The sequence below is a fragment of the Ciceribacter sp. L1K23 genome (assembly GCF_018122705.1).
Lineage (GTDB): Bacteria > Pseudomonadota > Alphaproteobacteria > Rhizobiales > Rhizobiaceae > Allorhizobium.
This window is the reverse complement of the sequence record NZ_JAGRRC010000001.1, coordinates 3,145,956-3,172,616: the sequence shown is the minus strand read 5'-3', so window position 1 is coordinate 3,172,616 and position 26,661 is coordinate 3,145,956. Positions and strand designations below refer to the sequence as shown.

Below are 26,661 nucleotides of genomic sequence, written 5' to 3'. Positions count from 1 at the left end.
GGTTGACCCTGCTGGTTTTCAAACTCCCGGACCTCCACCAGGTTCCCTTGTTTCCCGAGCACCCTGAATGTTTATCAGCCGCCCGGGGAGATGGAACATCCTCGGTGCCGTCTGGTTATTCGCCGCCACCTTGGAGAAACAAATCCATGACAGCCGAGCAAATTAAGCAAAACGCCCGCTCAAACCCGCAACCTTACACCCGTCGGTACGCCTGGGGTGCCGAGATGATTGACGGTCAACGGGCTTCATTTCGCCTTTGGGCGCCGCGGCACGATCTGATCCGTCTGCGTCTGGGCGACGCAAGCATGCCGATGGTCCGGACTCTTGCCGGCTGGCATGAGCTAGAGACAGAGGCGCAGCCCGGCGAGACCTACTGTTTCGTTCTATCCGACGGGAGCGAGGTCGCCGATCCGGCGTCCCGCCGGCAGGCGGAGTCAGTGTCAGGACGCTCGGTTGTCGCGGACCTCAGCTACGGGTGGCGCTACACGGAGTGGACCGGGCGTCCATGGCACGAGGCCATCATCTATGAGCTCCATGTGGGAGCGTTCACATCCGAGGGCACTTTCGTTGCTGCGATACCGCATTTGCAAAGGCTCGCGGACCAGGGTTTCACCGCCATCGAAATCATGCCCGTGGCGGCCTTCGACGGGCAGCGCGGCTGGGGCTATGACGGCGTTCTGCAATACGCCCCACACCCAGCCTACGGTACGCCAGACGATTTCCGTCAACTGGTGGATGCCGCGCACGGGCTCGGGCTGATGGTATTCCTCGATGTCGTCTACAATCACTTCGGCCATCTGGGAAATGACCTCGAGCGCTCTACGCCTGAGTTCTTCAAGGCGGAGGGCTCTCCCTGGGGCCCGGCCCCGGACCTCTCGCGGCCGGAGGTCCGGCGTTATTTCCTGGACAATGCCCTCTACTGGCTGAGGGAGTTCCGGCTTGACGGGTTGCGGCTAGACGCCGCCGACTGTCTGGTCAATGACAGCGGAAATCCGGAACTGCTCTCGGAAATTTCCCGTGAAATACGCCGTCAATACTCTGGCCGGCACATCCACCTGATGATTGAGGATGCACGTAACGTGGCAGAACCAATGCGGCCGGGACGCGATAAGGGACCTCTCTGCAAGGCTGAATGGAACGATGATTTCCATCATGTCGCACACGCGATCGCCACAGGAGAAACGGGAGGATTTTACGTCAATTTCTGCGACAAGCCGTGGCAGAAATTGCGCCGGTCGCTCACCGAGGGTTTCGTCTATCAGGGCGAGGCTCGCCCGCAGGACGGCAAGGTGGTCGGCGAGTTAAGCGCTGATCTTCCACCGACGGCGTTCATCAACTTTTTGCAAAATCACGACCAGATTGGCAATCGTGTGCGCGGAGAACGGTTGCTGAATCTCGCGGAGCCGCCCATCGTCAAAGCGCTGACGGAAATTCTCCTGCTATCACCGCAAACTCCGCTTATGTTCATGGGCGAGGAGTTTGCGACACGCCGGCCTTTTTTCTTCTTCTCCGACCATCCGGAAGAGCTCCATGAACAGGAGCGCCGCGGCAGGTTGGAGCAGGCGTGGTTATTTCAGGATATGAAGGGGGAGACCGTTTCCGACGTTCCCGATCCAAATGCAGTCGAAACCTTCCTGCAATCGAAGATCGACCACAGCGCAACCGAAAGCCGGGACGCTGAGCGATGGAGCTCTTTTGTTGCCGACCTTCTCGACAAGCGGCAGCGTCTCATATGGCCACTTCACGCACAGACGAAATATCGCGGCGCAATCGGCCATGAGACTCCGGATGGGCTGATCGCCATCGATTGGAGATTCGGGAAGAGCCTGCTGCAAATGCGCGCCAATCTGACGGAAGAAGAGGCGACAGCGCCGCCTGTCGTTTCCGGTGAACTGATCTATGGACAGTTGCCGAGGGACGGTATCCTCCCCGCGTTCAGTGTCCTATTCAGCCTAGCAAATCTTCTATAGCTGCCGGATTCCGTCTTGGCGGCCTGATATTGTCAGATCGCCACGAGATACGGCGTGGTGCCACCGGGAACCCAGGGTCATGGGCGCGTGTGAAGAGGCTGACTTTGGAGGGATGACACGATTGCGGAGACCCAGCCCGCAGGCGCCTCTTCACGCGGCTTCGGTCCGGAGCCATGGTCATCAGCGGATCGGTACGCCCCCGAAGAATGCTTCGACTGTTTGCGTCTCAGTGGAACGGACCCTGTGCTGGCGGGTTCTGGTGGACAAGGTCAGGGAGTTTGAAGGATGCGCGAGATCATCAGGACCGATACGAGAACCCAAAGGCCGGCTGTAAGCCCGGAGCAACAGGGTCTGCTGCGTGCTCAGCGGATCGCAGCCCGAGCTCATGCGGGTCAGCGCGACAAGACAGGACGTCCCTACACCACCCATTGCGAGCGTGTCGCCAATCGCTTTTCCACCACCGAAGAACGGGCGGTGGGTTTTCTTCATGATACGCTTGAGAAGGGCAATGGCTGGTCTGCCTCCCAGCTCAGAGAAGAGGGATTCTCGGACATGGTCGTCGAAGCGGTCTCAGCTCTCACCCGGCAAAAGGATGAAAGTGAGCACGCATTCCTGATCCGCATCGCACGTAATCCGATCGCCTCCCGTATCAAGATCGCGGACCTGGAAGACAACATCGACCAATGCGACGCGGCTGGTCTCGATGCCTCGCCGTATAGTGAAAACCTGGAGATGTTCTGCCAGATGATCGGCATTTCCCCCTACGAGCGGAAGGCTGAGGAAACGCCACGCCCTTTTATGAGGTCTTTGCTGACGGAACTGGGAATTGTGCGCCCTGATCAAAATTCTGGCCCCCTGGCCAGTGGTGTCAGATGATTCCTGTCGTATTTGTGTTGACCGTTTTCACGGCCGATGACGACCGGCGCGGGAAGAGCCTGACGGCTTCGGCGGGCGGTTATGCTCCGTTGCGTCCTCCGATCCGGTAATCACCGTCGGTTTTGCGCTCGCGACCCCGTCGCTTTGTCCACCCGCCTGCTTAGGCGCAAACTGTCCCTGCGCATCCTTGTGGATCTTTTGAACTTTCTTTTCCGAGCCGGTCATTTGCATTTCCCTATCAGCTGTCTCGTGAAACGAACTTGTTAAATCGGCTCTCGGCGCCATCGCCAGTTTCGTCCTGATAGAGAAAGGCGAGCTTGGAATCCTCGAAGATATCGAAGAATTCTTTCCATTCGATCTCTTCGAGATTTTCCTCGGGCTCTCCGAAATCGATCCGGAGAATTCCTCCATGACTGGCCCCGCTAACCTTCGACGGGCGCCCTCCACGGCTTTCGATCCAGAAGCGGATAGTATCGTGATTGGTGCTCTTTTTCGCTTCGCTCATCGACGCCTCCAGATGATGGTTTCGGATCACCTTAGCGAACTCACGGAGCGGAGGATTGTTCCGGTGACCATTATCGTCAAAAGCCGTCGAAGCGCCGCCCCAGAGCAGCAACAAACATCTCCGGTGTGCCAGGCTTCTCGATCCACGCCTTGCAGTTTCGCAGCGGCGAGCTAAGGCGTCTCCCTTCATTTTCAACGCTATGCACAATGAACGGGACCGCGTGATCGCTGAGCATCCGAGCGATCGTTTCACAGTGACCGTCCTGCACGCTTGCCTCAATGACCGCGACCGAAGGAAGTTGACGCGCCAGCCAATTCTCGGTTTCCCCTGCGGAAACGAATGTAAGGATATCGCGCCAACCCGCATCCTTTAGAATTTGCTCAATTTCCAGCGCGATCAATGGCTGGTCTTCCACGACCAGTGCAACGTTCGTTCTCTTCATGAACATGATGCTCCTCGGGTCCGAGCGCCCATGCTCCCATTTAGCATCAACGATCTTCGACGTGGCCGATCGTCCGCCAGCGTACCTAAAACCCACACCTGATACTCGATGATATATCGACATTAACCGTCTGATTTGTAAGGGCCCGACGGCGGAAGGTCCCGGCGGCTTTCGCCCGAAGCGATAGAGAGCCATGTCCGCCGTACTTCAACCAGATATTCAGAACCACCTACTTGCACTGTTGCCGAAAAGCGAATTCCTGGAAATCAACAAGAGCCTGCAACCGATCGAACTACCCCGCGGCTATGCGATGGTGAAAGCCGGAGCGCCGGTCGATCATGCATATTTTCCATCGGCGGGGGTCGGCTCGGTCATAACCATATCTTCACAAGGTCGCCGGGCAGAAGCGGGCATGTTTGGCCGTGAAGGCTTCTCTCCCACCTCTGCACTGGTGGGTGGCATAACCAGTGTCCACGAAGTCGTGATGCAGGTCGAGGGTCATGGTCACCGGATGCCCATGAAACAAATGAGCGACGCCATCGCCCAGCACAGCGTCTTTGCCAATGTTCTGGCGCGCTTCGTACAGACGTTCGTCTCGCAAATTTCCTTCACTGCGCTATGCAATGTTTCGCGCCAGATAGACGAGCGCCTCGCTCGGTGGCTGTTGATGTTTCACGACCGCGTGGGAAGCGACGAGATCGCGCTGACCCATGACCAGCTATCAATCATGCTGGGGGTGCGACGACCGAGTGTGACCACCGCGATCCATATTCTTGAAGGCCGAAAATACATCCGCTCCGAACGTGGCAGGGTCACGATAAGGGATCGACGCGGACTGGAGGAGTTTGCTGGCGATACCTATGGCGCGCCCGAAGACGAATACCGACTATTGGTGGGCGGATTGGGAACGTCTTGACGGGTTGGTGGGAACACTCGGGGGATATATCACACTTCAAGGTCACCCGGGAGATCCGCCATAAGCTTGCGATACTCCTCTTCCGGCTTGCCGTAGGCGTCTCTGGCGTAGTCCTCAAGATCGGCGCGATGGCGGATCGTGATGAGCCCCCGCTCAGAACGAATAAGGCCATGGCCCTCAAGGACGTGGAGAGATGTGGTGACACTGGGTCGTCGCACGCCAAGCATCAGGGAAAGCGCATCATGCGTGAGCGAGATTTCGTTGGCTGGCACCCGATCGTGGCACATCAACAACCACCTGGCCAGCCGCACGCTGATGTCATGGACAGCATTCGAAACCGCTGTATATGCAAGCTGTACGGCGAACGCCTCGGAGGCCCTCATCATAAGCTTCGGAAAAAGCTCCAGGGTTTCCATTCCGCGCCTAAAGTCGGCATAGCTTATGCGATAGGCAGAGCCAGCAATCTGAATGGTCACGTCGTGCAGGCTAAGTGATGTCCCCGTAATCGCCGGGGCCGGAACGTGACCCTCAAAACCAAAGATGCCGGCTTCAGCACGCCGACCTTCCGGAGTCGTCAGTACCACCGAGCCGAGACCGGCGGTGATGAAGTAGACATACTCAAGAGGCTGGTCGATGCTGCCGAGCAACTGCCCCTTTTTAAGCATCACGAAATCGAGATCAGGCGTAATTGCGGCCATCTCCTCCGGCGGAAGCAGGGCAAGCAGTTTGTTGAACTCCGGCGGCGTCTTCTCCGTCCTCACCGCGCCCGTCGACCGAAATGCCTTGCTCCCATGTTTCGCCTCGGCAGCATCGCCGTCCTTATGCACGGGATGTTGACGCGTCACATTGTTATCGTACTCGTCCACGGATGCGCCTCCTCGTCAGTGCTGCGGCGGAGCCGAAGTCTCCGCCTCAACCCCATCGAACTCGGAGGAGCCTATTTGGTTCCAAACAGGGAGCGATTTACGATGGCGAGCACAGGTGAAAGAATGTTACCGGCATCAGGCCGGCTCTCCGAGATCGACTTTAAGTCGCTCTCGAGCACGGCTAAGGCGACTTTTTACGGTGCCAACCGGACATCCGCAGATTTCCGCGGCATCTTCGTAACTCTCACCCAGAATGGCGATAAGGACCAGAACCTCACGGTGGGTATCGGGCAGTCTCAATATGGCATCGCGCACTGTCTGGGACTGTGCCACCCACTCCTGTGCGGCGGGGCTCACCAGGCTCTCCTCAAGCGCCGTTGACACACCCACCACCTCCCGCTGCCCCTTTCGATAGCGGGTCGAAAAGGTGTTTCGCATTATTGTGAACAGCCAGGATTTGAGGCGCGTCCCCTCTTCGAACTGATCGATGCTGCCGATCGCCCGCATCAGTGTCTCCTGAACCAGATCATCGGCATCGTCGGGCGACCCGTGAAAGGACCGCGCAAATGCCCTCAATGCCGGTATCAGTTCAACGACCTGTTCTCCGCGCATCCTGTCTCGCCCCTTTGTTCCATGGTGGTCACTCAATGGACAGGAGCGCCAATAGTTTCTGTACTCCACCGTACATAGCACTTGCGACTGTACGGTTCTGGCCTCGAGATATAGCGAATTGTCGTGGAACAGCCGGAGAGGAGCATTGTTAGACGGTCGCCAACAAAGGAGCGACGACATGTTCTACACAGACAACAAGCTGCAGTTTCCCGTCCGCGTCGAGCGGCCTGATCCATTGTTCGCAAGGGCCCTGCAACAGGCGATCGGCGGCATTGAAGGCGAGATCCGCGTCGCAATGCAGTATTTCTTTCAAGCCTGCGGTGCGAGAGGCAATCCCAAGTTTCGCGACCTGCTGATGAACACGGCGGCGGAAGAGCTGGGGCATATCGAAATGCTGGCGACGGCCGTCGCACTCAACCTAGAGGGCGCTCCACTCAAGCTCAGAGAAGAAGTCGCGGCCGATCCGGTGGGTGGCGCGGTGCTTGGCGGCATCAATTTGAAGAACCTGCTTTCCGCGGGGCTAGCCGCGATGCCGGTAGACTCCGACGGCGTGCCGTTCGACATGTCGCATATTTACGCCAGCGGCAACATCGCAGCGGACATGACCGCCAATGTCACGGCCGAATCCACCGGCCGCATCCTGGCTGTTCGCCTCTTCAACATGACCGATGATCCCGGCATGAAGGAAATGCTCTCCTTCCTGATCGCTCGCGACACGATGCACCAGAACCAGTGGCTGGCGGCGCTCGAGGAACTGGGCGGACCATCGGAGGTCTTCCCGATACCGAACAGCTTTCCTCAGGAGCAGGAAAACAACGATTTCAGCTATGTCTTCCTTGGTTTCCAGAACGACGGCAGCGAGCCGGTGCAGGGACGGTGGAGCGAGGGTCAGTCGATCGACGGCAACAACAGTTTCTCGTCGCAACCGATGCAGCCGCTCGGCGAAAAGCCCAATCTCGGGCGGGCCAAGCCGAATAGCGGTGCTCAAGCCGAGCAACTCTAGGGAATACCGAAATGAACCAAAGAGCATTTGTCATGGCAGCTGGCGGAGCCCTCTCCGCTGGCGCGATATCCAGGCCGTCGCTTGCTCACACGCCGACGAAACAGAACCTAATTTCTGGCTGGGACAGCCTTGATCGTTAACGGAGGCGACAATGAAGACCGCACTGGGACGCGTGCTCGGACTGGGATCGGCCAAAAGCGGGACGGACGAGTTCGTCAAGGATCGTATCCGTTCGGTGTTTCTGCTGGCTCTGACGCCGTACATGGTGGGCGTCGGTGTGTGGCTTGCCGGCCGTCCCTACGCAGACGTGGTGACGGGGCTTTCTTCGCCGTTCGTTTCCCTGCCATTGGGCCTATTCATCATCATGGGCATCCTGCACATGCGCCTCGGCATGCAGACCATCATCGAGGACTACATCCACGGCGCAGGATGGAAGTTCGCCCTGACGATCCTGAACACAGCTTTTTGCGTCGGCCTTGGCGTCGCGACACTGTTTGCGGTTCTTCGGCTGGCATTGGGCCTGGCCCCGACGGTGTGAGCGAGAGTGGAACAAAGCGCGACGGACCCGGTTAGGGCCCGTCAAAAACAAGGAGAGTCTCATGACCGATGCACGTACCAACCTGATCGACTGGCTTCGGGATGCGCATGCGATGGAGAAGCAGGCGGAAACAATGTTGAAGGCGCAACATGAGCGCCTTGAACACTATCCCGAACTGAAGAACCGGATCGGCCAGCACATAGAAGAGACGAAGTCCCAGGCAGAAGCGCTGGAAGGTTGCCTGACGCGGCTGGGCGAGTCGACGTCCGGCTTCAAAGATGCGGCCGGAAAGATGAGCGCCATGGCACAAGGCATGGGCGGTATGTTCGCCAGTGACGAAGTGGTCAAGGGCAGTATGGCCGGTTACACCTTCGAACACATGGAAATCGCGAGCTACCGCGCATTGATCGCGGCGGCCGAGGCGGTCGGCGACGTCGATACGGCTGACGTGTGCCGTGGCATCCTCGCCGAGGAGGTCGAAATGGCGGACTGGCTGGGCGAACATCTTCCAGCAGTCACGCGTCAGTTTCTGGCCCGAGACGAGGCCGACGTGACCGCCAAGCGGTAACACCCCACCAATCTTGACCACACCCGCCCGGGCCTCCCGGGCGGCGCGGGCACCGTCATGCGCGCGCCTGTCAGAACACTCGATGGAAGGAAGGCCGCAATGAAAGCTCTCACATGGCACGGCAAGCATGACATTCGTTGCGAAAGCGTTCCCGACCCGGTGATCCAGGATGGCCGCGACACCATCATCAAGGTGACCGCATGTGCCATCTGCGGCTCCGACCTCCATATTTACCATGGTACGATCCCGGAAATGAAATCCGGCGACATCATCGGTCACGAAGCGATGGGCGAGGTTGTCGAGGTCGGGAAGGACAACTCCAAACTGAGGGTCGGGGACCGCGTGGTCGTGCCCTTCACCATATCCTGCGGCGAGTGCTTTTTTTGCCAGCGCGGCTTCTACTCCGGATGCGAGCGTTCCAACCCCGATCGCGAGAAGGCATCGAAGCTTTGGGGCAATTCCCCGGCGGGCCTGTTCGGCTATTCCCACCTGCTTGGCGGTTACAGCGGCGGACAGGCCGAGTACCTGCGGGTGCCCTTCGCGGATGTCGGTCCGGTCAAGGTGCCGGACGGGCTGACGGACGATCAGGCGCTATTCCTCTCCGACATCTTTCCCACGGGCTACATGGCCGCGGAATTCTGCGACATCCAGCGGGGCGACACGATTGCGATTTGGGGCTGCGGTCCTGTCGGGCAGATGGCGATTAGGTCCGCCTTCCTGCTCGGCGCAGAACGTGTGATCGCCATCGACACCGTGCCCGAACGGCTGGCGCTTGCCGCCGCTGCTGGCGCGGAGACCCTGGATTTCATGGAGGTCGACATCTACGACCGCATCATGGAACTCACCCAGGGTCGGGGCGCGGATGCGTGCATCGATGCTGTCGGCACCGAGGCCGAGGCGGCGGCGAGCTGGGATTCCCGCTGGGACCGGATCAAGGTCGCTGCCTATCTCGCGACCGATCGCCCTCATGTCCTGCGCCAGGCGATCCATTGCTGCCGAAATTTCGGGACGGTCTCGGTCGTCGGCGTCTACGGCGGGTTCCTCGACAAGATTCCGTTCGGCTCCGCCATCAATAGGGGGATCACGTTCAAAATGGCCCAGACCCCTGTTCAGCGTTACCTGCCGACGCTGATGCGCCTGATCGAGGAGGGTCGCTTCGACCCGTCCTTTGTCATTACACATCGAGCCAGCCTGGAAGACGGCCCGGAACTCTACAATACGTTCCGGGAAAAGAAGGACGGCTGCATCAAGGTCGTCCTCAAGCCGTAAGCGAGAAGTAGCCGGGAACTCCGAGAGCAGGACAAGGGATTGGCTGTCATCAGCTATATCCTCATCTGGCTGCCACGTGAGTAGCAGCCCCGCGCCCGAATGGCTCTGGCGTCGCTGCCCCTCATCCGCCTGCCGGCACCCGGCCGGCCTTCCGCTAGGGCTCAAGGCGTTCGTTGCTGCAATCGATTCGCCGGATCGATTGCTCCGCTGCGCGGACCGCGCCTCACCCCCGTCGGCACGGGGAGAAGGGACTCGTGGCACCGCCGGCGCTCCATCCTCCTTCTCCCCGCCATGCGGGGAGAAGGTGCCGGGAGGCGGATGAGGGGCATTCCCAGGCATCTCGACCATCGCTGTATCATCCATCCCCCCCAGAAAAAAATCCCGCGCACCCCAAAACCCCGCAGAGGCTCTCCCCTCCGGTTCGGCATCACCTGTAATGTCTTCCCCGTAACTCCAGACACAGGGGAAGCGGACGGGGTACCGGGGGCACCTCGTTAGTTTAGTATAGCGGTACCTTCCGGTACCCCGTTCGGCGGTTTTTATCCGCGACTTCGGCCTCTCTGCGAGAGCGTCGAGTTTCCGATGGAGGATAAACCCCCACCCCGCATGCACCGAAATCTCTCTCCACGGCATCAACACCTCCCGCCAAAAGGCAAAAAGTGTTACCCATGTCTTCGGTACAAAACGTCACCTATCTCTCAGGTCGGACACACGTGGTTAGCTGGAAATTTGGGTTTCCTTGACTTCCGCCGCATGTCATTGTCGCCATGCCTCCATGTCAGCCTCGCTGTAGCGCGTTCTCAGAAGGCGCGACCACGTTACCCCGGTTTTGATCACCTTCGCTGGCGCGCCGGCAATAATTGTGCCGCTGTCGACAAAAGACTTCGTCACGAATGACCGCGCTCCGACGATATTGTCGTCGCCAATCGTTACGCCCTTGCTGATGATGGCGCCCATGCCGATCCATACGTGGTCGCCGATCGTGACAGGGCCACCCAGGTCAAATCGTTCTCCGGTCTCGCGATCGATGACCGAATGCGCGTCGGTTGTGTGGATCTCGATATGTCTCGACAGCATGCATTAGCGCCCGATCGAAACGCTCGCGGCCTCCTGGCATAGGATGGTGGTGCCGTTGGATGTCGAGTGGTCGCCCACGGTGACGGACTGGCCATTGCCTTTGATGGTTATGCTGCCCAGAAAGTTGACCTGTCGGCCTAGATGGATCGTGTTTCTGCTCCCGCGAAACTTGAGGTTGCCTTTCAGCCGTGCGCCTTCATCGAAGATAACCGAATTGCCCTCCCCGACCTCGACAATGATCCTGCCCGCCAGCGATGCGCCTCGGCCCTTGACGAAAACGTAGCCGGCGGACCTCTTCCAAGGCCCGCGAAGAATTTCGTCCAGCCAGTCGATCAGTCGTGACATGATTCTGAAGACCTTAGGCGGCAGTCACGGCCACGGCGGCCGTAGGTGTTTTATCGGTACCCGCCCGGCGGCCGGCCAGCAATTCAAGCATAAGGTCGATGGCTTGTTCAATGTCGATCCTCTCGTGCGTAAATGGGTCACGGTAGGTCGGATAAAGCATGTATGCGGCGGCGAAGACCTGGAGAACGGTCAGCTTTCGTGTTCTCCGATGACATGGTTGACGATCATCCGTGACGCCCCATCCGGCATAGAACGGGCATCCGAGGGTGGTGACGGGGATATCCCGCAGCAGCGCTTCGAAGCCGCCGAGCGATGTGATGGTGTAGACATGGTCCACCGTCCGCAACGAGTCGGGTAGAGAGATGCGATCGTAGACGATGGTCGCGATATCCTTCACCTCATCGGGCTCGGACACTTTTTGACGCGAACCGAACAGAACATCCGGGTGGGGTTTGTAGATGATTTGCGCGTCCGGATTTTCGGCCTTTGCGAGACGTACCACATCGTTGTTGTCAATAGGCCGTTCGCAGCCATACTTGATGGACGCATCGGTTTCCACCTGACCAAGAATGAGGATCCGTCGCCTGTCCTTCCGGCCGTACACGGCTTCGACATCGAAAGGCGGCGCGAAATTATATTTGCTGAGCCCCATGGATATAAGCTTGTCGCGACATATTGCGGCCCTTTCCATGAGTTGCCGATCCGCATCGAAATCATAGTTCTGGAGAAGGGTTTCCAGATCGGAGGGACGTGTCGCATCGAAATAGAGGCCCTGCCGGTCGAAGCAAAGCGAGAGCGGTTGCTGTCGTTCGTTGCCCAACCCGGTGCTGCGAATAAACCCGTCCTCGCAATAGGTCAGCGGCACACCGTGCTCCCGCGCAAAGTCATAAACCCAGGGCTTCGCACGATAGCCCCAGGTTAGGATGCGCGATTCCGGGTTTGAAAGCATAGCTTCGGCAAAGTGTTTTCGAAACATGGTTTGTGGCATTGCCAACCCCATGATCAGGACTTCCGAATCCGGAAACCATGTTGGTAGATAGGATTTCCGATCGTCGAAATAAAACGCGAAGATCCGCGAAATATGTTTTGTCTTCCATTCGCAGTTGTGGAGGAAAGGTCGGAGGCTCCCAGGAGTCGAAAAGCCCTTCTTTTTCTGAGGGGCGCCCGCTGCCCACCGCCAGCAGCGAAGTATATACCTCTTGATCTTTTGACCAATTCTCATCACTGGCGCATCCCTGTTTGCTGTAGATCGAAGTGTTCTGAACTCCCGTGCGATCTTATTCGGGGAACCGCAAGGAGAGAATGCCTGGGATTGAGATCAAGCAGCCAGTCCCAAAAAAAACCGGCGGCGCTGCTCCGGACTGGTTCTCGAAACGGTAGGTTTTCCGCATTGGTGAAACATTTCACGCGCGGCGTTGAACGGGTTTCCGGTTCAACCGGGTTTGCCGTTACCACATTTACATAGCTTTTCCCGAGATGTTCGGGCCTAAATAACAACCTCAGCCGGGGAGTGGCGCGATCTTACGCCGTCCATTTGCAATATCATCCAGTATCGAAGCTATCCGCGTGGCAGACAATCCGTCGAACTGACCGATGGAGAATGCCTTGGCTGCCCACGTCAAGTTATAGCATGCAGTGAGGGGAGTTGGCGAGATTAAGGCATCCTTCAAGGTTGCAAACATTTCGGACCTAGTCTTCACCACCTGCAAGTTCGCGTTATCCCAGATTTGATCAAATTCCACATATTTCGATGAAATTGCGACCTTCCCGGCCAGCGCTGCCTCCAAGAGCATCGTGCTATTTATCGACATCAACACGTCACTTGCGGCAATTGTCTCTTCTGGCGACAACAGATATAGGCCTGCATAGTCGATTGCAAAACGGGTATCGCTTTCGATCAGTGCCTTGAGTTCCGGAGTGAGAATCTCGTCCCTTGAGGGAGGGGTACGAACGACCACCTGAAAGTCCAGATCCTTCGCGCAACTAAGCAAATCCGTAATCGCCTCCGTCTGCGCGCGACGCGCCATCTGCTTGTCGTATTGGCTGTCAAGAGGCTGTGCGGCGAAGGTGATTACCGGTTCAGCTGGATTAAGGCCGAGCGCAACCAAGCAGCTTTTGTCTCGTTTGGAGTCCAACGAAGTAATGTAGTCGAATTTCGGTGCACCTGTTTTTATGATGCGCTCACGGGGATAACCTCTACTTACGAAAATCTCTTCCTGTAGATCACCCCAGGCAAACATGATGTCGCAGGCCGGGATATTAACGCCTGTCGAAATGTGTACATAGTACATGTCCTCCTTCGCAAATACCGCCTCGTGCGGCAGCAGAAGCGTCGGGATACCAAGCTGGCGGGCGGCTAGTACGAGGTGTCGCATCGCTGGAATCCAGTCTAACGTAACGATTAGCCCCGCCGTTTTGCTTCGATATGGCGCAAGCTTGTGAAGCGCCATCCTTCGGTATATATCCGGGTTCCTTTCCGCAAAGCGGAGAATGCTAAGGCGCTCTCCCTTGTTGTTCTGGTTCCGCATCATCTGCAGATCGACCAGATCGTATTGAGCCGTGTGGCCAACAGCTTTTACCAACTTGTCTGTGTGCTCAGGAATCCAAGATTGGTAAAGAAAAAAAGGTACGCCCGACGGCTTGATCGGAGCTCCCGAGGAACCCACGAACCATGCGGGTAGGGACAACTCAGTGGGTCGTGGATTGCTTTTTCGTGAGAAAAACGATTTGGTGAATCGTGGTAACTTCAAAGCCTTGGCTCCCGCTTAATGCACTGCAATTGGAATGAAGCCAGCTGGTTGTCAATGGCCTTCGAATGTTGTTAGCGTTAGTTTGCATGGTCATAATGTCCTCATCCCACATTGCCGATGGATTCGGAACAATCACTGCTCCTCGGGGTTCGACCGCGACAAATCATCGGATTTGACCGAAACTGGCTGCCCGAGCCCGGCAGCCCGCCGGAAGGAACGACATGCCCCAGCCGCCGTCCCCGTTAGACCAAGCCGCAACCGACCCACCCTCGCTCACCGCCCGCTCCACTCACCTCCACGCCTGGCTTGAAACCGCCGCCCTGCCGTTCTGGTGGGAGAAGGGCGCGGCATCCGGCGGGGGTTTCTTCGAGCGCCTCGGGCAGGATGGCGAGCCGATGCTGGCTGATGATCGCCGTGCGCGCGTCCAGCCGCGTCAGGTCTATTGCTACGTCATGTCTGGCGCTGCCGGTTGGAACGGGCCTTGGCCTGCCGCAGTCGAAGAAGGATTGTCGTGGTTCGATGCGACCTACAGGCTGGAGGATGGCCTCTACGGCAATCTCGCCAATGCCGAGGGCCTGCTGATCGATCCGTCCTTCGATCTTTACAACCAGGCCTTCGCGCTTTTCGCGGCGGCGGCTGTGGCCACGGCCCAGCCTTCGCGTGCGGCCGAGCGGGAGCTTTATGCACTCGGCATTCTCGACCGGTTGAAGCAGGTCTACGCGCATCCGCAGGCCGGCTTCCACGAAGCCATGCCGCCGAAGGAGCCGCTCTGCTCCAACCCGCATATGCATCTCTTCGAGGCGGCGATGGCTTGGGAAGACGTGCCTGATAGCAGTGTCCGCTGGGCCGCCCTGGTCGATGAAATCGCCGATCTGGCCTTGACGCGGTTCATCGATGGCGACACCGGGGCCTTGCGGGAGTTCTTCGATTTGAACTGGCGCCCCATGCCCGGCGAAAAAGGCCGAATCGTCGAGCCGGGACACCAGTTCGAATGGGCCTGGCTTCTCGCCCGCTGGGGCGAGCGGCGCCAAAACGGCGATGCCCTTGCCAGGGCCCGACGTCTTTTCGACATCGGCGAGGCCCACGGCATCTGCGCGGACCGCAAGGTGGCGATCATGAGCCTTTACGACGACTTCACCGTGCACAACGCAATGGCGAGGCTTTGGCCGCAGACCGAGTGGCTGAAAGCGGCGGTGCGCCTCGCTTTGCTCGGCAACACCGCCGAGCGGGAGCGGTATGTGGCCTCGGCCCACAGGGCGCTCGATGCGCTGGAGCCATTCCTGGCGACTCCTGTCAAAGGGCTCTGGTGGGACAAGTGGCCGGCCGATGCTCCGATGATCGACGAGCCCGCGCCGGCAAGCACGTTCTACCACATCGTGTGCGCCGTCCTGGAGCTCGACTGGGCCGCAAAGCGGCTGGAGCGCCTGCGGGAAGCCGGCTAGGCCCGCCAGCCCCCATGTTTATGGCATTCCGCCAAAGGGGCTTCACCTGCATAGTCTCGTCCATCGGATGACGCTCGCGCCGGACGCGCAGCCAGACCTGTGGAGGGACAAGCCATGATAAGCATGCCATCGCATCGACGCACCTGCACCGCTTTGGCGATAGCGGCGCTTGCCCTCGTCGGCGGCATGACCGTCGAACCGCAGCCGGCACATGCGGTTGTCTACTGCAAGGCGGTCGGCGTACCGAAGGGCTGCGTCGCGCGGCCTGCACCTGTCGTGTACTGCACGCGCCCCGGTTACCCCGTCGGCTGCGTCGGGCGCCCCGCCGGAGCCGCCGTCTATTGCACGCGTCCGGGTTATCCCGTCGGCTGTGTTCCGGGTCCCGCCGGCACTCCGGCCAATCGTGGCGGACCGGTCAACCGGCTTGGCATCCGCTGATTTTTTCGCGCCGCTCGAACGATCCTGAAATCCAAGAAACGGAGCGACTCTCCACTCGCTCCGGTCGACGCCCGGCATAGATCAGCCGCGCTGCCGTCCACAGTCGCGGCGGAGCCCCCACTCCATGCCGGGCGTCGAGCATTGCTTGAGGCCGTTTCGGACGCCTGATGCCTTCAGCCGGATCCGGGTGTCGCGGGAAAGATCCTCGGCAATGCGATATCGACGGCCGTGCCATAGGGCCCGCTGTCGATCGTCAGGGTGGCGCCGCAGAGCGTGGCGCGTTTGCGCATGTTGGAAAGGCCGAAGCCTGTCGACGCCGTCGTCGCAGCGGCCTGATCGAAGCCTCGTCCGTCATCCCGAATGGTGATATGCAGAGAGGGTCCGCCCTCGGCTCCCTCCGCTGTCCGCAGGATGACCGAAATCGTCCTTGCCCCGGCGTGCTTGACGGCATTGGTCACGGCTTCGTCCATCAGGCGGACGATCTGGATCACATGCCAGGGGCGAAGTTCCGGGAAAGTCAGGTTCATGTCCGCCGTACGCACCTGCCAGTCGAGCGTGATCTGGTGGGCGCGAAGCTGCATGTCTGTGCGTTCGCGCCAGGAGGCGAGGGCAAGAAGCAGGTCGCCGTCGACATCCTCCATGGCGTCGATCACCAGCCTGAGGTCCTTCAAGGCCGCGCGTGCCGCCTCGCCGATCTTGCCGGTGTCGCTGCCATTGCGCTCGCTAAGCGCGACGATGCGGACGAGTTGTCCTCCAAGCCCGTCGTGCAGGTCGCGCATCAGCCGGTCTCGCTCGTGGGCGAGTGCTTCGGCCCTGTCGCGCGCCTGCTCGCGCGCGAAGCTTTGCCGCAGCTTCTGTTCGGCTTCGGTTATCTTCACCATCAGCTGGTTGGCGAACCCGTCGATCCGGTTGAGAGCCTGCACGAACCGCGCGGCCAGCAGCGTGCCGAAGGCGATCAGAATCGCGGAGTAGGACAGCGACGCATAGAAGTACTTGCCGCCCGGCAGCAGGTTGAACAGGGCGAGCAGATCATGCGCCATGCCCGCCATCACGATGGTCATGGCGGTTCCCATCAGGAAGCTGGCGCCGTCTCCCTTCTCTATCGCGGAGCGCGTGAACAGCGACCAAACGATCACGGCGTGGGCCATGACCGTCGGTGGACCGAGCAGGAGAAAGGAATACTGGATCGCCCGCTCGTCACCGATGAAGCCGGCGACGAGAAAAACCGGCGCCGGCGCCAGAAGCAGCCACCACCATCGGGAGCGATATCCGGTCTGGGCCAGCGCGAACGGGACGACCAGAACGCTCTCCACGACGATGAGCACACCGATCAGCGGCACCGCCTCGACACTGCCGAAGGAGAAGAGCGCATTCCGGATCACGCCCGCGACCAGCGCCAGCGCGAGAAGGCCATAGGCAGTCTCCTTACGTCGGCTGAGCCAGATCATCCCGAGCAGCAGGGCGAGCAGAAAACGCCACGCGAAGAAGATCAGGGGGAGTGTCTGGAAGAGGCGCAGACGCGCGTTGTAGGAAGGCCTGAGTTCCCGGTCCGGCCCTGCATAGATCGCTTCGAGATGTTTGGCGATCGGGGGATCGGAGATCAGCACGATCTGCACTTCGTTCGGGCCGGGCCTGAGCACAGTGTCGGGAATGATGGTGAGGAAAGGAAGGTTGAGCTGCGCCTTGCCGGCAGACGGATCGGCACCGGTGTCGCCGATCTCGACTCCGTTCACGAGCACCCTGACATCGACGATGAAGCGTGGAATGAAGATCGACCACACCTCGCGGCTTTGCGCCGGACGTTCGAACGTTGCAGTGTATGCGAGTTCCTGATTGTCGCCGTCGCGTGTGGCGACGAGATCCGGCAGAGCCACGTCGTGCTCCCGTCCATCGCCGTCGCTTCTGATGATCGCACCCAGCCGGTAGGTTTCCGACGGCAGGGGTAGATCGACGGAGAAGAACAGGACAGCCGCAAGCACGGCGATAAGCTGGAGTGGCAAATAGAGCAGGGCCTTCTGCAGGCTCGGGTGGCGCTCGACGGACGCTGCGGCCTCCGTCTCGCTCATAGTTTGATCAATCCCTGCTGCACGGCTTCGAACACCGCTTCGCCACGTGTGTTGACCTCAAGCTTGCGATAGATGTTCTTGATGTGTCCGGGAACCGTCTGTCGCGAGATGCCGAGATGGTCAGCAATATCGGAGTAACTGAAGCCCTTGGCAATACCCCACAGGATATCGATCTCGCGCGGTGTCAGCTTCGCAGTATTGAGAGCGGTCGTGGCCTGGCTGCGACCGGCGCCCTGGCTGTGCCGTACGATGAAGCGGGCGATCGAGGCTGAGATCGGGGAATGGCCGGCGACCAGATCGCGCACGGTCTCGACCACGTCCGCCGGAAACGCGTCCTTCAGCAGGTAGCCATTGGCACCTGCGGTAATGGCCGCGATCACGCTTTCCTCGTCGCCCAGGATCGAGATCACCATGATCTCGGCCTCCGGGTATTTCTGCCGCACCGCACGGATCAGGTCTATGCCGCTGCCATCAGGCAACCGCAAATCGGAGAGCAGCACGCGGACCGGATTGGCGGAGAGGAATTGTCGGGCCTCCGCCAGATTGGCAGCCTCCTCGACAGCGAATTCCTCCGCGCCGCGCAATGCATCGCAGACGCGCCAGCGGACCGGCGCGTCGTCCTCGACGACAAGAACCTGTATACGATCCCGGACCGTCCCCTCGTTCATCCTTGCCCCTTTCAGCCCGAACCGGCGGCATGCGGCGGCGCACCCGCCGTCCTGCGTCGTTTAAGCCATTCCTCGAACCTTTGCAGGACGACGAACAGCGACGGCACAACCGCAACCGTCAGGCATGTCGAGCCGATCATGCCAGTAAAGACGGCGATGCCAATCGATTTCTGCGCGCTTGCGCCGGCGCCTGTCTGCAGCACCAGCGGCAGCACGCCCAGGATGAAGGCGATCGAGGTCATCAGGATCGGACGCAATCGCACGCGGGCGGCCTCGATCGCCGCTTCGACGACGCTTTTGCCATCATGTGCCCTGAGGTGGCGGGCGAATTCGACGATCAGTATGGCGTTCTTGGCCGACAGCGCGATCAGGAGCACGAGGCCGATCTGCGTGTAGAGATTGACGGGCGCTTTCAGCGCCAGCAGAGTCAGCGCCGTTCCGATGAGGGCAAGTGGCACCGAGGCAATGACGGACACCGGCGCCAGCCAGCTTTCGTACTGGCCGGCGAGCACGAAATAGACCAGCAGCAGGCTCAGGGCGTAAACCAAGTAGATTTGCCCGCCGAGCATCTTCTCCTGTAGAGACGCCGCCGTCCACTCTGCCCCGTAGCCGCGCGGCAGGCTCTCAATCCGGACGTCGAGCGCGTCCATGGCCTCGCCGGAGGAATATCCTTCTGCCTGCGAACCGGTGATCTGGGCCGCGGGATAGAGATTGTAGAGGCTGATCAGCGACGGGCCGGTGACTTGCCGGATGTCGGCGAGCGCCGAAAGAGGCACCATTTGCCCCGACCGGCTGCGGACCTTGATCTTGTCGAGATTCTCGATCGCGACCCGGTCGCCAGCTTCTGCCTGCAGATAGATCTGGAACACACGTCCGAACAGACTGACCTGTCCGGCATAGCTGGAACCGATATACTGGCTGACGGTGTCGTAGACGCTGCCGCTGTCCACATCGAGGGCTTCCGTCTTCGTCCGATCCACGGAAACGGCATACTGCGGAGCGTCGGCCCGGAACGGAGTGAAGGCCTCGCGGAACACCGGATCGTCTTTCAGCGACCGCAGCATTGCAGCCGCCTCGCTCTGGAGCGCGGCATAATCGAAACGACCGTCGCGGGATTGAAGCTGCAAAGAGAAACCGGCGGCATTGCCGATGCCCTGGATCGCCGGCGGCGGCAGCACCAGTGCCTGCCCGTCCGGCAGGTTCTCGGTCGCCTCCCGCATGCGGGTGTAGAGCGAGCGAAGGTTCTCATTTGTCTGGCGCTCCGCCCAGTCCGTCAGGATGGCGTAGACAATGCCCGAGCTGGACTGGCTGGCATTGCCGTTGAGGGCGGAGACGCCGCTGATCGCGATGACGGTATCGACGGCCCCGATGGTTTCCAGCCGCTGCCGGACATCGTCGAGCGCCTCCCTCGTGCGTTCCAGGGAGGCACCTTCCGGAAGCTGCACGGAAATCAGGAAATAACCCTGGTCCTCTACGGGCAGGAAGGAGCTTGGCACACGCGATATGAGGAAGCCTGAGACCCCGACCAGCAGGATCGTCGCTATGCTGACGACGCCGCTGAACGAAACGAGGCGCCTGATCATGCCGACATACGCGCGTTCGCATGCCCCGTAAGCCGCGTTGAACCCGCGATAGACGAGGTTCGTCTTGTGAGAAGGGGAAGGCGCGCGAAGCCAGAGCGCGCATTGCGTCGGCTTCAGGGTCACGGCGTTGATGGCGCTGATGACGGCGGTTGCGGCGATGACCAGGGAAAACTGCCTGTACATCTGGCCACTCAGGCCAGGAAGGAACGCCGCAGGCAGGAAGACGGCAAGCAGCACGAGGGTGATGCCCACGATCGGCCCGGTCAACTCGTCCATCGCTAGCGCTGCCGCCTCGCGCGGTGATTTGCCCTCGCGCAGATGGCGCGCCGCCGCCTCGACAACGACGATCGCGTCGTCGACAACAATGCCGATCGCAAGAATGATGGCAAAGAGAGTCGAGAGGTTGATGGTGAAGCCGAAGGCCGCCATGGCGGCGAAGGCCCCGATGATGGTCACGGGAACGGTCGTCGCCGGCACGAGCGTCGCCCGCCAGTCCTGGAGGAAGATCAGGATTACCAAGAGAACCAGGACAGCCGCCTCGAACAGCGTGTGGTACACGTCGGAGATGGCGGCGGACACAAAGCGGGTAGTGTCGAAGGGTATGGCGTACACAAGCCCTTTGGGAAAGGCGGCAGACAGCGTCTCCATTTTCGCCTTCACGCGCTCTATGACATCGAGAGCATTGGCTTCGGGCAGCAGGAAAAGCGCGATGCCGGCCGCCGGTCTGCCGTCCATGGCGAAGTCCTGGCTATATTGCTGGGCGCCGAGCTCCACCCGCGCCACATCCCGCACCCGCGTGATCTCGTTGCCATCAGCCTTGACGATGACATCTTCAAACGACGGCACGTCGCTTAGCCTTGAATCGACCGTCAGCGTGTACTGGAAATCCTGTCCCGACGGCACCGGCGGCAAGCCGATCTGGCCGGCGGCGGTGCTGCGGCTCTGCCGGGCAATCGCGTTGGCGACATCGGCCGGCACCAGGCCGCGCGCGGCCATTCGTTGCGGGTCCATCCAGATGCGAACGGCATACTGGCCCGAGCCGAAGACGACGACATTGCCGATACCCGGCACGCGCAGCAATTCATCGACGAGGTTGATCGTCGCGTAATTCGCCATGAACAGGCTGCCATGGACGGGATTGTTGGACGACAGCGTGACGATCGACATGATCGCGGTCGAGCGTTTCGCGGTCTGTACGCCCTGCGACTGCACCGCGTCCGGAAGCGCCGGAATTGCGCTTGCCACACGGTTCTGCACCAGAACCTGCGCCTCGTCCGGGTCCGTCCCGATGGCGAACGTGACCGTCAATGTGTAGGAGCCGTCGCTGGTCGAGGTCGATTGCATATAGAGCATGTTCTCGACGCCGTTGATCTTCTGTTCGATCGGCAGCGCCACCTCGCGAACCAGCGTCTCGGCGTTGGCGCCCGGATAACGCGCCGTCACCTGGATCGAGGGGGGGACGATGTCCGGATACTGCGCCACCGGCAGGCCGATCACCGCAACGAGACCAAGGATCACCATCAGGATCGAAATGACGTTGGCGAGAACCGGCCGATCGATGAAGAAACGGGCGATCATGGCGCCACCTCTTGCGGCATTGCCTCGACCGAAACGACTTGCCCCGGCGCTACGGCGGCACCCCCACGGATCACCACCCGGTCATCCGGCTCAAGGCCGGAGCGAATTTCTCGTCGGCCGGCTTCGGCTGGTGCGCCAATCTCCACGAGCCGCTGCTCAATGCGGTTCTCTTCGCCGACCACCAGAACGGTCCGGCCTTCCTGCGTGTTGCCGATCGCCCTTTCGGGGACCGTCAGAGCATCTGGGCGCATCGCGACAGCGACACGAACCTTCACGAACATCCCGGGTGAGAGCAGAAGGTCCGGGTTGGCGATCTCCCCCCGCAGCGCCATCGTTCCAGTCGTCGGGTCTATTTCCGGGGCCACGTAATCGAGAGGACCGTTGAACGGATAACCGTCACCATCGGTGAGCGAAAGTTCCACGCTGACGGGTAGGCCAAAATTGCCGACCTGCATGCCGCGCTCCAGCATTCTGCGACGGATTTCCACCACCTGTCGGTCGGTTGCGGTGAAGTTCACATGGAGCGGATCGGGTTTGACCAGGGTCGCGAGTTTCTGCGCTGCCGCGCCGTTGATATAGGCGCCAACATCGGCAAGGCGTGCGGACAGGATTCCGTCAAAGGGCGCGGTGATCTCGGTGTATCCGAGGTTCAGTTCGGCGGTCCGCAGTCGCGCCCGTGCCGCCGCCAATTGCGACTCGGCAATGGCGTGCTGTGCGATTGCATCTTCGAGCGCGCTTGCCGAGACGACACTCTTGTCCTTGAGGTCGCGCTGCCGCGTCAGATTGGCAGCCGCCTGCGCGAGGCTCGCTTCTTGTTGCCGCACATCCGCCTGCGCGCTTGCGAGGCTGATCTCGTATGGCTCGCGCTCGATTCCGAAGATCACATCGCCCTTTTTCACCTTTTCTCCGTCCCGGAAGTTCACCTTTTCCAGCAGGCCGGAGGCCCGTGCCACGAGGTCAACCGATTGCTCGGCGGCAAGTGTTCCGGTGGACTGGAGGTATTGAACCACGTCCATCGCTTTCGGCTTTTCGACCGCCACCAGCGGCAACCGCTCCTGCGCCCCGGCACCCGAGGCGAGTGCCAGGACGACAAGGGCAGCAAGCCTTCCCGAGCGTTTTCCGATCATCGCGTAGTCCCCATCGATATGATGATCCTTCGAATCCCGTGAGACGGGCCGGGGAGGGCGCTTCCCCGACCCGTCTTCGATCAGCGCATCGCCGCCAGTTCGGCCTGCGTGATCGACCCATCCTTGTTCTTGTCGATGCGGGCAAAGGCCTGGGCATAGAGATTGGCCGATTGGATCTTCTTCGCGTTCGGCCGTCCCGCCTGTGCGGCGGCATCTATGAAGGCGGCGAATTCGGTCTTGTCGAGTGCGCCATCGGCATTGGCATCGACTTTCGCGAACATTTCCTGGGCGGTTGCCGAGGACGCGGCGACCAGCAACAACGCCGTCGCGATGGCGGGAATGGACTTGATGAACTGCAACATGGATGTCTCCTCAATATGTGTCGAAGTCGAAACGAATGATCAGTCCGGCGCGGCCGGTGAAGCGGGCCGAAAGCAGCCTGCCCGGTAGGTGGCGGGAGCCATCGGCGTCTCTCCTGCGAGTATGGATAACCCGAAGCACCTTGCGCCGCATGCCATGTTCATGGGGGGCAAGATCCGATGTGCCTATTCACCGGCTGGAACAGAAAAAGCCGCAGCGATCTGTGATCGCTGCGGCTTTGTCATTGCTGAAAGAACGGCGGCCTGTCAGCCCTTGATCGCTCCGGGGCCGGGCGTCGCGCCCGGAGGGCACTTGCCCATGATGATCATGCCGAGCACTTCGTCCTTGGTGACGTCCTGGGTGCGGGCATGGCCCACGACCTGACCGTTCTTCATCACGAACACGCGGTCCGCGAGGTCGAAGACGTCATGGATGTCGTGGCTGATCAGGAAGATGCCGATGCCCTCGGCCTTCAACTGCTTGATCAGTTCGCCAACCTGCGCCGTTTCCTGCGGGCCGAGCGCGGCGGTCGGCTCGTCCATGATCAGGATGCGGGCGTTGAACAGGATGGCGCGTGCGATCGCCACCGACTGCCGCTGGCCGCCGGAGAGCGCCTTCACCGGCTCCTTGAACCGCTTGAAGTTGGGGTTCAGGCGCCCCATGACTTCCCGCGCCTTGGCCTCCATTGCCACGTCGTCGAGCGTGCCCCACGGCGTCTTGAGTTCGCGGCCGAGATAGAGATTGGCGGCGGCGTCGACATTGTCCGCGACGGCGAGCGTCTGGTAGATCGTTTCGATACCATATTCCTTGGCATCGCGCGGGTTGCGGATATCAGCCGTCTCACCGTTGATCATGATGTCTCCGCTGTCGCGCCTATAGGCACCGGAGAGTATCTTGATCAATGTCGACTTGCCGGCGCCGTTGTGGCCGAGCAGGGCCACGACCTCACCGGGATAGAGGTCGACGGACGCCTTTTCGACGGCATGAATCCCGCCGAAGGCTATGGAAATGTCCTTCATTTCCACGAGGGGAGTTTTTTGCTCCGTCATGATGGACTCCTGATTACTTGGCGCGGGCGCGGTAGACGGTATCGAGCCATACGGCCACGACGAGCACCATTCCCACCACGATGCGCTGAAGGGGTGTGTCGATGCCGAGGAGCACCATGCCGGACTGAAGCGACTGCATGACAAGCGCTCCGAGCATCGCGCCGGCGACCGTGCCGACACCGCCAGCGAGCGATGTACCGCCGATGACGGCTGCCGCGATGGTGTAGAGCTCGTCGAGTTCGCCCTGGGCGTTCGTCGCCGCATTAAGGCGCGCCGTCGAGATCGCCGCCGCGATGGCGCACAGAATGCCCATCAGAGCGAAGATGCGTACCGTCACCCAGCGGGTCTTGATGCCGGCAAGTTCAGCCGCTTCCGGATTGCCGCCGATGGCGAAGACGTACCGGCCGAAACGCAGGCGGGTCGCGATGAAGGTCATCACGATGCCCACAGCGATGGCGATCAGGACCGGCACGGCAATGCCGTGTGAAATCTGCAGTCCGCCCTCTGGCCATGCGATGCCATTGGCGTCCGCGTAGCGACGGGCAATCGCGACTGGCCAGTAATAACTGTTGGCGATCAGCACGGCCCCAAGCACGATCACGCAACCGAGCGCGCCGATGACGTATTCCGCCCAGATCGGCTTCCGGGGAAAGGCAAAGCGCTTGCGCTGGCGGCGGGCATTGATGATGGCACCGACGATCGCCACGCAGGCGACGAGGCCAACGACCCAGCTCCATGTCGCGCCTACCGATCCCTCGGTTCCGCCACCCATGAGGCGGAAGGTGGGGTTCATCGGCGCAACGGTCTGGCCGCTGGTCACGAACCAGGTCGCGCCGCGCCAGACGAGCAGTCCGCCGAGCGTGACGATGAAGGACGGGACGCCGAGAAATGCGATGATGCCTCCATGAAGGGCACCGATCATGGCGCCAACGGCGAGACCGCTTCCGAGCGCCACGATCCAGATCGCGGGATGATCGAAGCCGAGCATCTGCGGAAGGATCTGGGCCTGCATTACGCCCATGATCATGCCGGTGAAGCCCAGGATCGAGCCGACCGACAGGTCGATGTTACGGGTGACAATGACCAGCACCATACCCGTCGCCATGACCGCGACCGAGGAGGTCTGAACTGTCAGGTTCCAGAGGTTGCGCGGTGTCAGGAACAAGCCGCCAGTCAGAAAATGGAAGCCGACCCAGATGATCAGCAATGCGCCGACCATGCCGAGAAGGCGGGTGTCGATCTCGGTCGCTCGAAAAAAACGCGTCACCGGGTTGGCGTCCGCCTGACGCGGTCCGCCTGTTGTCGTCGAATGCATGTTATCGGCCATTCTTGCCGTTCCCCACCTCTTCAGGCGCGTCGTCGTGGTTTCCCGGAGATGGTCCCGACTTGCGCTGGCTCCGGTGGCGCCGCTCGGGCGACGTCACCTCTCAATGACGATCCCGACGCCACGCCGCGGAGCGGGCAACGTCGGGATGTTTGGTCTGACGTTCGTGCTTGCCTTAGTTGCAGGCGGCGACGGAGCCGGCTGCAACGCCCTGGCAGGCCTCTTCCTTGCTGATCCAGCCTGCGTCGATGACGACGTTCAGGTTGTCTTTGGTGATCGGCATCGGAGCGAGGAACACCGACTTCATTTCAGCGCCCTTCGGGCCGCCGGTGAAGGTCTGGACGTTCGGGATTTCGTCCATCGACTTGCCTTCGGCGAGCGCCAGCGCGATTTCCGCTGCGTTCTTGCCGAGGTCGCGGGAGTCCTTCCAGACCGACACGGTCTGCGTACCGAGAGCGACGCGGTTCAAGGCAGCCTTGTCGGCGTCCTGACCCGAGACCGGTACGGAACCTGCGAGACCCTGAGCGTCGAGTGCGGCAATCGCGCCACCAGCGGTACCGTCGTTAGACGCGACGACGGCGTCAACGGCGTTGTTGTTGGCGGTCAGGAACTGCTCCATGTTCTTCTGGGCATTTTCCGGCTTCCAGCCGTCGGTATAGGCTTCGCCGACGTTCTTGATCTTGCCGCTGTCGATCGCTTCCTTCAGCACTTCCATCTGTCCGGAGAACAGGAAGTCGGCGTTCGGGTCGGACGAGGAGCCCTTGATGAACACGTAGTTGCCTTCCGGCTTCACCTTGAACACTTCGCGGGCCTGCATGCGGCCGACTTCCTTGTTGTCGAAGGTGATGTAGAACGCTGCCGGGTTTTCGATCAGGCGGTCATAGCCAACGACCGGGATGCCTTCAGCAGCTGCCTTTTCGATGGCCGGGCCGATAGCTTCGGAGTCCTGTGCCAGAACGATAATGGCATTGGCGCCCTGGGCGATGAGCGACTCGACGTCGGTCAGCTGCTTTGCGGCGGACGACTGTGCGTCAGCGGAGATGTACTTGGCACCGGCGGCTTCCAGCGCGCCCTTGATGGCAGCTTCGTCGGTCTTCCAACGCTCTTCCTGGAAGTTCGACCAGGAAACGCCGACGATTGTTTCGGCCATGGCTGCAGTATGCATGGTGACGATGACGGCCGCGCTGGCCATCAGCTTGAAAACGGTATTCATGATGTCCTCCCAAGTGACAGAACGGCCACCTCTCCTCAGCAAGCAGGCGACCGCGGAACGTCTGTCGAAAAGGCCT

The 26,661-nt window shown here is 60.6% G+C and carries 26 protein-coding genes; 9 read left to right on the top strand and 17 right to left on the bottom strand.

What is annotated here, in order from left to right; translation table 11 throughout:
• Positions 1–2 precede the first annotated feature (2 nt).
• Together treZ and J5J10_RS15315 are read left to right on the top strand one after the other, a co-directional pair.
• Complete coding sequence (treZ, locus tag J5J10_RS15320) at positions 3–1,970, top strand: malto-oligosyltrehalose trehalohydrolase (protein ID WP_211930512.1); 1,968 nt, start codon at positions 3–5, stop codon at positions 1,968–1,970.
• A 285-nt stretch (positions 1,971–2,255) separates the two neighbouring features.
• Positions 2,256–2,846, top strand: a complete 591-nt coding sequence (locus J5J10_RS15315) for an HD domain-containing protein (RefSeq protein ID WP_211930511.1) — start codon at positions 2,256–2,258, stop codon at positions 2,844–2,846.
• Between the two features lie 27 nt (positions 2,847–2,873).
• Here the strand turns inward: J5J10_RS15315 and J5J10_RS15310 are convergent, their stop codons facing one another.
• The 3 genes from J5J10_RS15310 to J5J10_RS15300 form a co-directional block, all read right to left on the bottom strand.
• A complete protein-coding gene (locus J5J10_RS15310; RefSeq protein ID WP_208552462.1) occupies positions 2,874–3,071 on the bottom strand; it encodes a hypothetical protein in 198 nt (65 codons plus the stop codon).
• A 13-nt stretch (positions 3,072–3,084) separates the two neighbouring features.
• Positions 3,085–3,351, bottom strand: a complete 267-nt coding sequence (locus J5J10_RS15305; protein WP_208552461.1) for a hypothetical protein — start codon at positions 3,349–3,351, stop codon at positions 3,085–3,087.
• A gap of 76 nt (positions 3,352–3,427) precedes the next feature.
• Positions 3,428–3,799 (bottom strand): hypothetical protein, encoded by a 372-nt coding sequence (locus tag J5J10_RS15300; RefSeq protein ID WP_211930510.1) that lies wholly within the window; start codon positions 3,797–3,799, stop codon positions 3,428–3,430.
• 187 nt (positions 3,800–3,986) lie between these two features.
• Here J5J10_RS15300 and J5J10_RS15295 point away from each other — a divergent pair, with 187 nt between their 5' ends.
• Entirely contained in the window at positions 3,987–4,709 is a 723-nt protein-coding gene (locus J5J10_RS15295) for a Crp/Fnr family transcriptional regulator (RefSeq protein ID WP_211930509.1), read from the top strand.
• 29 nt (positions 4,710–4,738) lie between these two features.
• Here J5J10_RS15295 and J5J10_RS15290 read toward each other — a convergent pair whose 3' ends face one another.
• Together J5J10_RS15290 and J5J10_RS15285 are read right to left on the bottom strand one after the other, a co-directional pair.
• Entirely contained in the window at positions 4,739–5,470 is a 732-nt protein-coding gene (locus J5J10_RS15290) for a Crp/Fnr family transcriptional regulator (RefSeq protein WP_349252093.1), read from the bottom strand.
• 240 nt (positions 5,471–5,710) lie between these two features.
• Positions 5,711–6,187, bottom strand: a complete 477-nt coding sequence (locus tag J5J10_RS15285; protein WP_208552455.1) for a sigma-70 family RNA polymerase sigma factor — start codon at positions 6,185–6,187, stop codon at positions 5,711–5,713.
• A gap of 178 nt (positions 6,188–6,365) precedes the next feature.
• Between J5J10_RS15285 and J5J10_RS15280 the strand changes: the two genes are divergently transcribed.
• From J5J10_RS15280 to J5J10_RS15265, 4 genes are all read left to right on the top strand, one after another.
• On the top strand, positions 6,366–7,190 hold the full coding sequence (locus J5J10_RS15280) for a manganese catalase family protein (RefSeq protein WP_211930508.1): 825 nt from the start codon (positions 6,366–6,368) through the stop codon (positions 7,188–7,190).
• A gap of 151 nt (positions 7,191–7,341) precedes the next feature.
• Positions 7,342–7,728 carry a succinate dehydrogenase, hydrophobic membrane anchor protein gene (gene sdhD, locus J5J10_RS15275; protein ID WP_211930507.1) on the top strand — a complete coding sequence of 129 codons (387 nt, stop codon included), beginning with the start codon at positions 7,342–7,344 and terminating at the stop codon, positions 7,726–7,728.
• 61 nt (positions 7,729–7,789) lie between these two features.
• Positions 7,790–8,296 (top strand): ferritin-like domain-containing protein, encoded by a 507-nt coding sequence (locus tag J5J10_RS15270; protein ID WP_211930506.1) that lies wholly within the window; start codon positions 7,790–7,792, stop codon positions 8,294–8,296.
• A 99-nt stretch (positions 8,297–8,395) separates the two neighbouring features.
• Positions 8,396–9,565, top strand: a complete 1,170-nt coding sequence (locus J5J10_RS15265) for a zinc-dependent alcohol dehydrogenase (protein ID WP_211930505.1) — start codon at positions 8,396–8,398, stop codon at positions 9,563–9,565.
• A 756-nt stretch (positions 9,566–10,321) separates the two neighbouring features.
• Here the strand turns inward: J5J10_RS15265 and J5J10_RS22675 are convergent.
• From J5J10_RS22675 to J5J10_RS15245, 4 genes are all read right to left on the bottom strand, one after another.
• Positions 10,322–10,642 (bottom strand): acyltransferase, encoded by a 321-nt coding sequence (locus tag J5J10_RS22675; protein ID WP_211930504.1) that lies wholly within the window; start codon positions 10,640–10,642, stop codon positions 10,322–10,324.
• A 3-nt stretch (positions 10,643–10,645) separates the two neighbouring features.
• Positions 10,646–10,987 carry a hypothetical protein gene (locus tag J5J10_RS15255; protein ID WP_211930503.1) on the bottom strand — a complete coding sequence of 114 codons (342 nt, stop codon included), beginning with the start codon at positions 10,985–10,987 and terminating at the stop codon, positions 10,646–10,648.
• Positions 10,988–11,000: 13 nt separating this feature from the next.
• The gene (locus tag J5J10_RS15250) at positions 11,001–12,209 is read right to left on the bottom strand and encodes a capsular polysaccharide biosynthesis protein (RefSeq protein WP_249116754.1); all 1,209 of its coding nucleotides are present in this window, start codon (positions 12,207–12,209) and stop codon (positions 11,001–11,003) included.
• A 277-nt stretch (positions 12,210–12,486) separates the two neighbouring features.
• Entirely contained in the window at positions 12,487–13,737 is a 1,251-nt protein-coding gene (locus J5J10_RS15245) for a hypothetical protein (protein ID WP_211930502.1), read from the bottom strand.
• Between the two features lie 221 nt (positions 13,738–13,958).
• Between J5J10_RS15245 and J5J10_RS15240 the strand changes: the two genes are divergently transcribed.
• Both J5J10_RS15240 and J5J10_RS15235 read left to right on the top strand, forming a co-directional pair.
• Entirely contained in the window at positions 13,959–15,179 is a 1,221-nt protein-coding gene (locus tag J5J10_RS15240; protein ID WP_211930501.1) for an AGE family epimerase/isomerase, read from the top strand.
• A gap of 114 nt (positions 15,180–15,293) precedes the next feature.
• Complete coding sequence (locus J5J10_RS15235) at positions 15,294–15,617, top strand: hypothetical protein (RefSeq protein ID WP_249116753.1); 324 nt, start codon at positions 15,294–15,296, stop codon at positions 15,615–15,617.
• A gap of 173 nt (positions 15,618–15,790) precedes the next feature.
• On the opposite strand, the gene J5J10_RS15230 is transcribed toward J5J10_RS15235, so the two are convergent.
• The 8 genes from J5J10_RS15230 to xylF all read right to left on the bottom strand — a co-directional run bounded on the left by J5J10_RS15230 (position 15,791) and on the right by xylF (position 26,585).
• Positions 15,791–17,683 (bottom strand): ATP-binding protein, encoded by a 1,893-nt coding sequence (locus J5J10_RS15230; protein ID WP_211930500.1) that lies wholly within the window; start codon positions 17,681–17,683, stop codon positions 15,791–15,793.
• Positions 17,680–18,351 carry a response regulator transcription factor gene (locus J5J10_RS15225; protein ID WP_211930499.1) on the bottom strand — a complete coding sequence of 224 codons (672 nt, stop codon included), beginning with the start codon at positions 18,349–18,351 and terminating at the stop codon, positions 17,680–17,682. Before J5J10_RS15225 ends, J5J10_RS15230 begins: the two co-directional genes overlap by 4 nt.
• A gap of 11 nt (positions 18,352–18,362) precedes the next feature.
• The gene (locus J5J10_RS15220) at positions 18,363–21,512 is read right to left on the bottom strand and encodes an efflux RND transporter permease subunit (protein WP_211930498.1); all 3,150 of its coding nucleotides are present in this window, start codon (positions 21,510–21,512) and stop codon (positions 18,363–18,365) included.
• Positions 21,509–22,639, bottom strand: coding sequence for an efflux RND transporter periplasmic adaptor subunit (locus J5J10_RS15215; protein ID WP_211930497.1), 1,131 nt, complete (start codon positions 22,637–22,639; stop codon positions 21,509–21,511). Before J5J10_RS15215 ends, J5J10_RS15220 begins: the two co-directional genes overlap by 4 nt.
• Positions 22,640–22,719: 80 nt before the next feature.
• Positions 22,720–23,001, bottom strand: a complete 282-nt coding sequence (locus J5J10_RS15210) for an EF-hand domain-containing protein (protein WP_208552957.1) — start codon at positions 22,999–23,001, stop codon at positions 22,720–22,722.
• Positions 23,002–23,265: 264 nt separating this feature from the next.
• Positions 23,266–24,048, bottom strand: coding sequence for an ATP-binding cassette domain-containing protein (locus J5J10_RS15205; protein WP_208547945.1), 783 nt, complete (start codon positions 24,046–24,048; stop codon positions 23,266–23,268).
• Positions 24,049–24,061: 13 nt separating this feature from the next.
• Entirely contained in the window at positions 24,062–25,375 is a 1,314-nt protein-coding gene (locus J5J10_RS15200; RefSeq protein ID WP_211930496.1) for a sugar ABC transporter permease, read from the bottom strand.
• 172 nt (positions 25,376–25,547) lie between these two features.
• Entirely contained in the window at positions 25,548–26,585 is a 1,038-nt protein-coding gene (xylF, locus tag J5J10_RS15195; protein WP_208547943.1) for a D-xylose ABC transporter substrate-binding protein, read from the bottom strand.
• Between the last annotated feature and the right edge of the window lie 76 nt (positions 26,586–26,661).

Coding starts and splice junctions, on each gene's coding strand:
- J5J10_RS15305 (WP_208552461.1), bottom strand. CDS start 3,351: ATGAGCGAAGCGAAAAAGAGCACCAATCACGATACTATCCGCTTCTGG.
- J5J10_RS15300 (WP_211930510.1), bottom strand. CDS start 3,799: ATGTTCATGAAGAGAACGAACGTTGCACTGGTCGTGGAAGACCAGCCA.
- J5J10_RS15285 (WP_208552455.1), bottom strand. CDS start 6,187: ATGCGCGGAGAACAGGTCGTTGAACTGATACCGGCATTGAGGGCATTT.
- J5J10_RS15250 (WP_249116754.1), bottom strand. CDS start 12,209: ATGAGAATTGGTCAAAAGATCAAGAGGTATATACTTCGCTGCTGGCGG.
- J5J10_RS15235 (WP_249116753.1), top strand. CDS start 15,294: ATGATAAGCATGCCATCGCATCGACGCACCTGCACCGCTTTGGCGATA.
- J5J10_RS15200 (WP_211930496.1), bottom strand. CDS start 25,375: ATGGCCGATAACATGCATTCGACGACAACAGGCGGACCGCGTCAGGCG.
- J5J10_RS15310 (WP_208552462.1), bottom strand. CDS start 3,071: ATGACCGGCTCGGAAAAGAAAGTTCAAAAGATCCACAAGGATGCGCAG.
- J5J10_RS15270 (WP_211930506.1), top strand. CDS start 7,790: ATGACCGATGCACGTACCAACCTGATCGACTGGCTTCGGGATGCGCAT.
- J5J10_RS15255 (WP_211930503.1), bottom strand. CDS start 10,987: ATGTCACGACTGATCGACTGGCTGGACGAAATTCTTCGCGGGCCTTGG.
- J5J10_RS15230 (WP_211930500.1), bottom strand. CDS start 17,683: ATGAGCGAGACGGAGGCCGCAGCGTCCGTCGAGCGCCACCCGAGCCTG.
- J5J10_RS15280 (WP_211930508.1), top strand. CDS start 6,366: ATGTTCTACACAGACAACAAGCTGCAGTTTCCCGTCCGCGTCGAGCGG.
- sdhD (WP_211930507.1), top strand. CDS start 7,342: ATGAAGACCGCACTGGGACGCGTGCTCGGACTGGGATCGGCCAAAAGC.
- J5J10_RS15205 (WP_208547945.1), bottom strand. CDS start 24,048: ATGACGGAGCAAAAAACTCCCCTCGTGGAAATGAAGGACATTTCCATA.
- J5J10_RS15225 (WP_211930499.1), bottom strand. CDS start 18,351: ATGAACGAGGGGACGGTCCGGGATCGTATACAGGTTCTTGTCGTCGAG.
- J5J10_RS15240 (WP_211930501.1), top strand. CDS start 13,959: ATGCCCCAGCCGCCGTCCCCGTTAGACCAAGCCGCAACCGACCCACCC.
- J5J10_RS15215 (WP_211930497.1), bottom strand. CDS start 22,639: ATGATCGGAAAACGCTCGGGAAGGCTTGCTGCCCTTGTCGTCCTGGCA.
- J5J10_RS15210 (WP_208552957.1), bottom strand. CDS start 23,001: ATGTTGCAGTTCATCAAGTCCATTCCCGCCATCGCGACGGCGTTGTTG.
- xylF (WP_208547943.1), bottom strand. CDS start 26,585: ATGAATACCGTTTTCAAGCTGATGGCCAGCGCGGCCGTCATCGTCACC.
- J5J10_RS22675 (WP_211930504.1), bottom strand. CDS start 10,642: ATGCTGTCGAGACATATCGAGATCCACACAACCGACGCGCATTCGGTC.
- J5J10_RS15295 (WP_211930509.1), top strand. CDS start 3,987: ATGTCCGCCGTACTTCAACCAGATATTCAGAACCACCTACTTGCACTG.
- J5J10_RS15315 (WP_211930511.1), top strand. CDS start 2,256: ATGCGCGAGATCATCAGGACCGATACGAGAACCCAAAGGCCGGCTGTA.
- J5J10_RS15220 (WP_211930498.1), bottom strand. CDS start 21,512: ATGATCGCCCGTTTCTTCATCGATCGGCCGGTTCTCGCCAACGTCATT.
- J5J10_RS15265 (WP_211930505.1), top strand. CDS start 8,396: ATGAAAGCTCTCACATGGCACGGCAAGCATGACATTCGTTGCGAAAGC.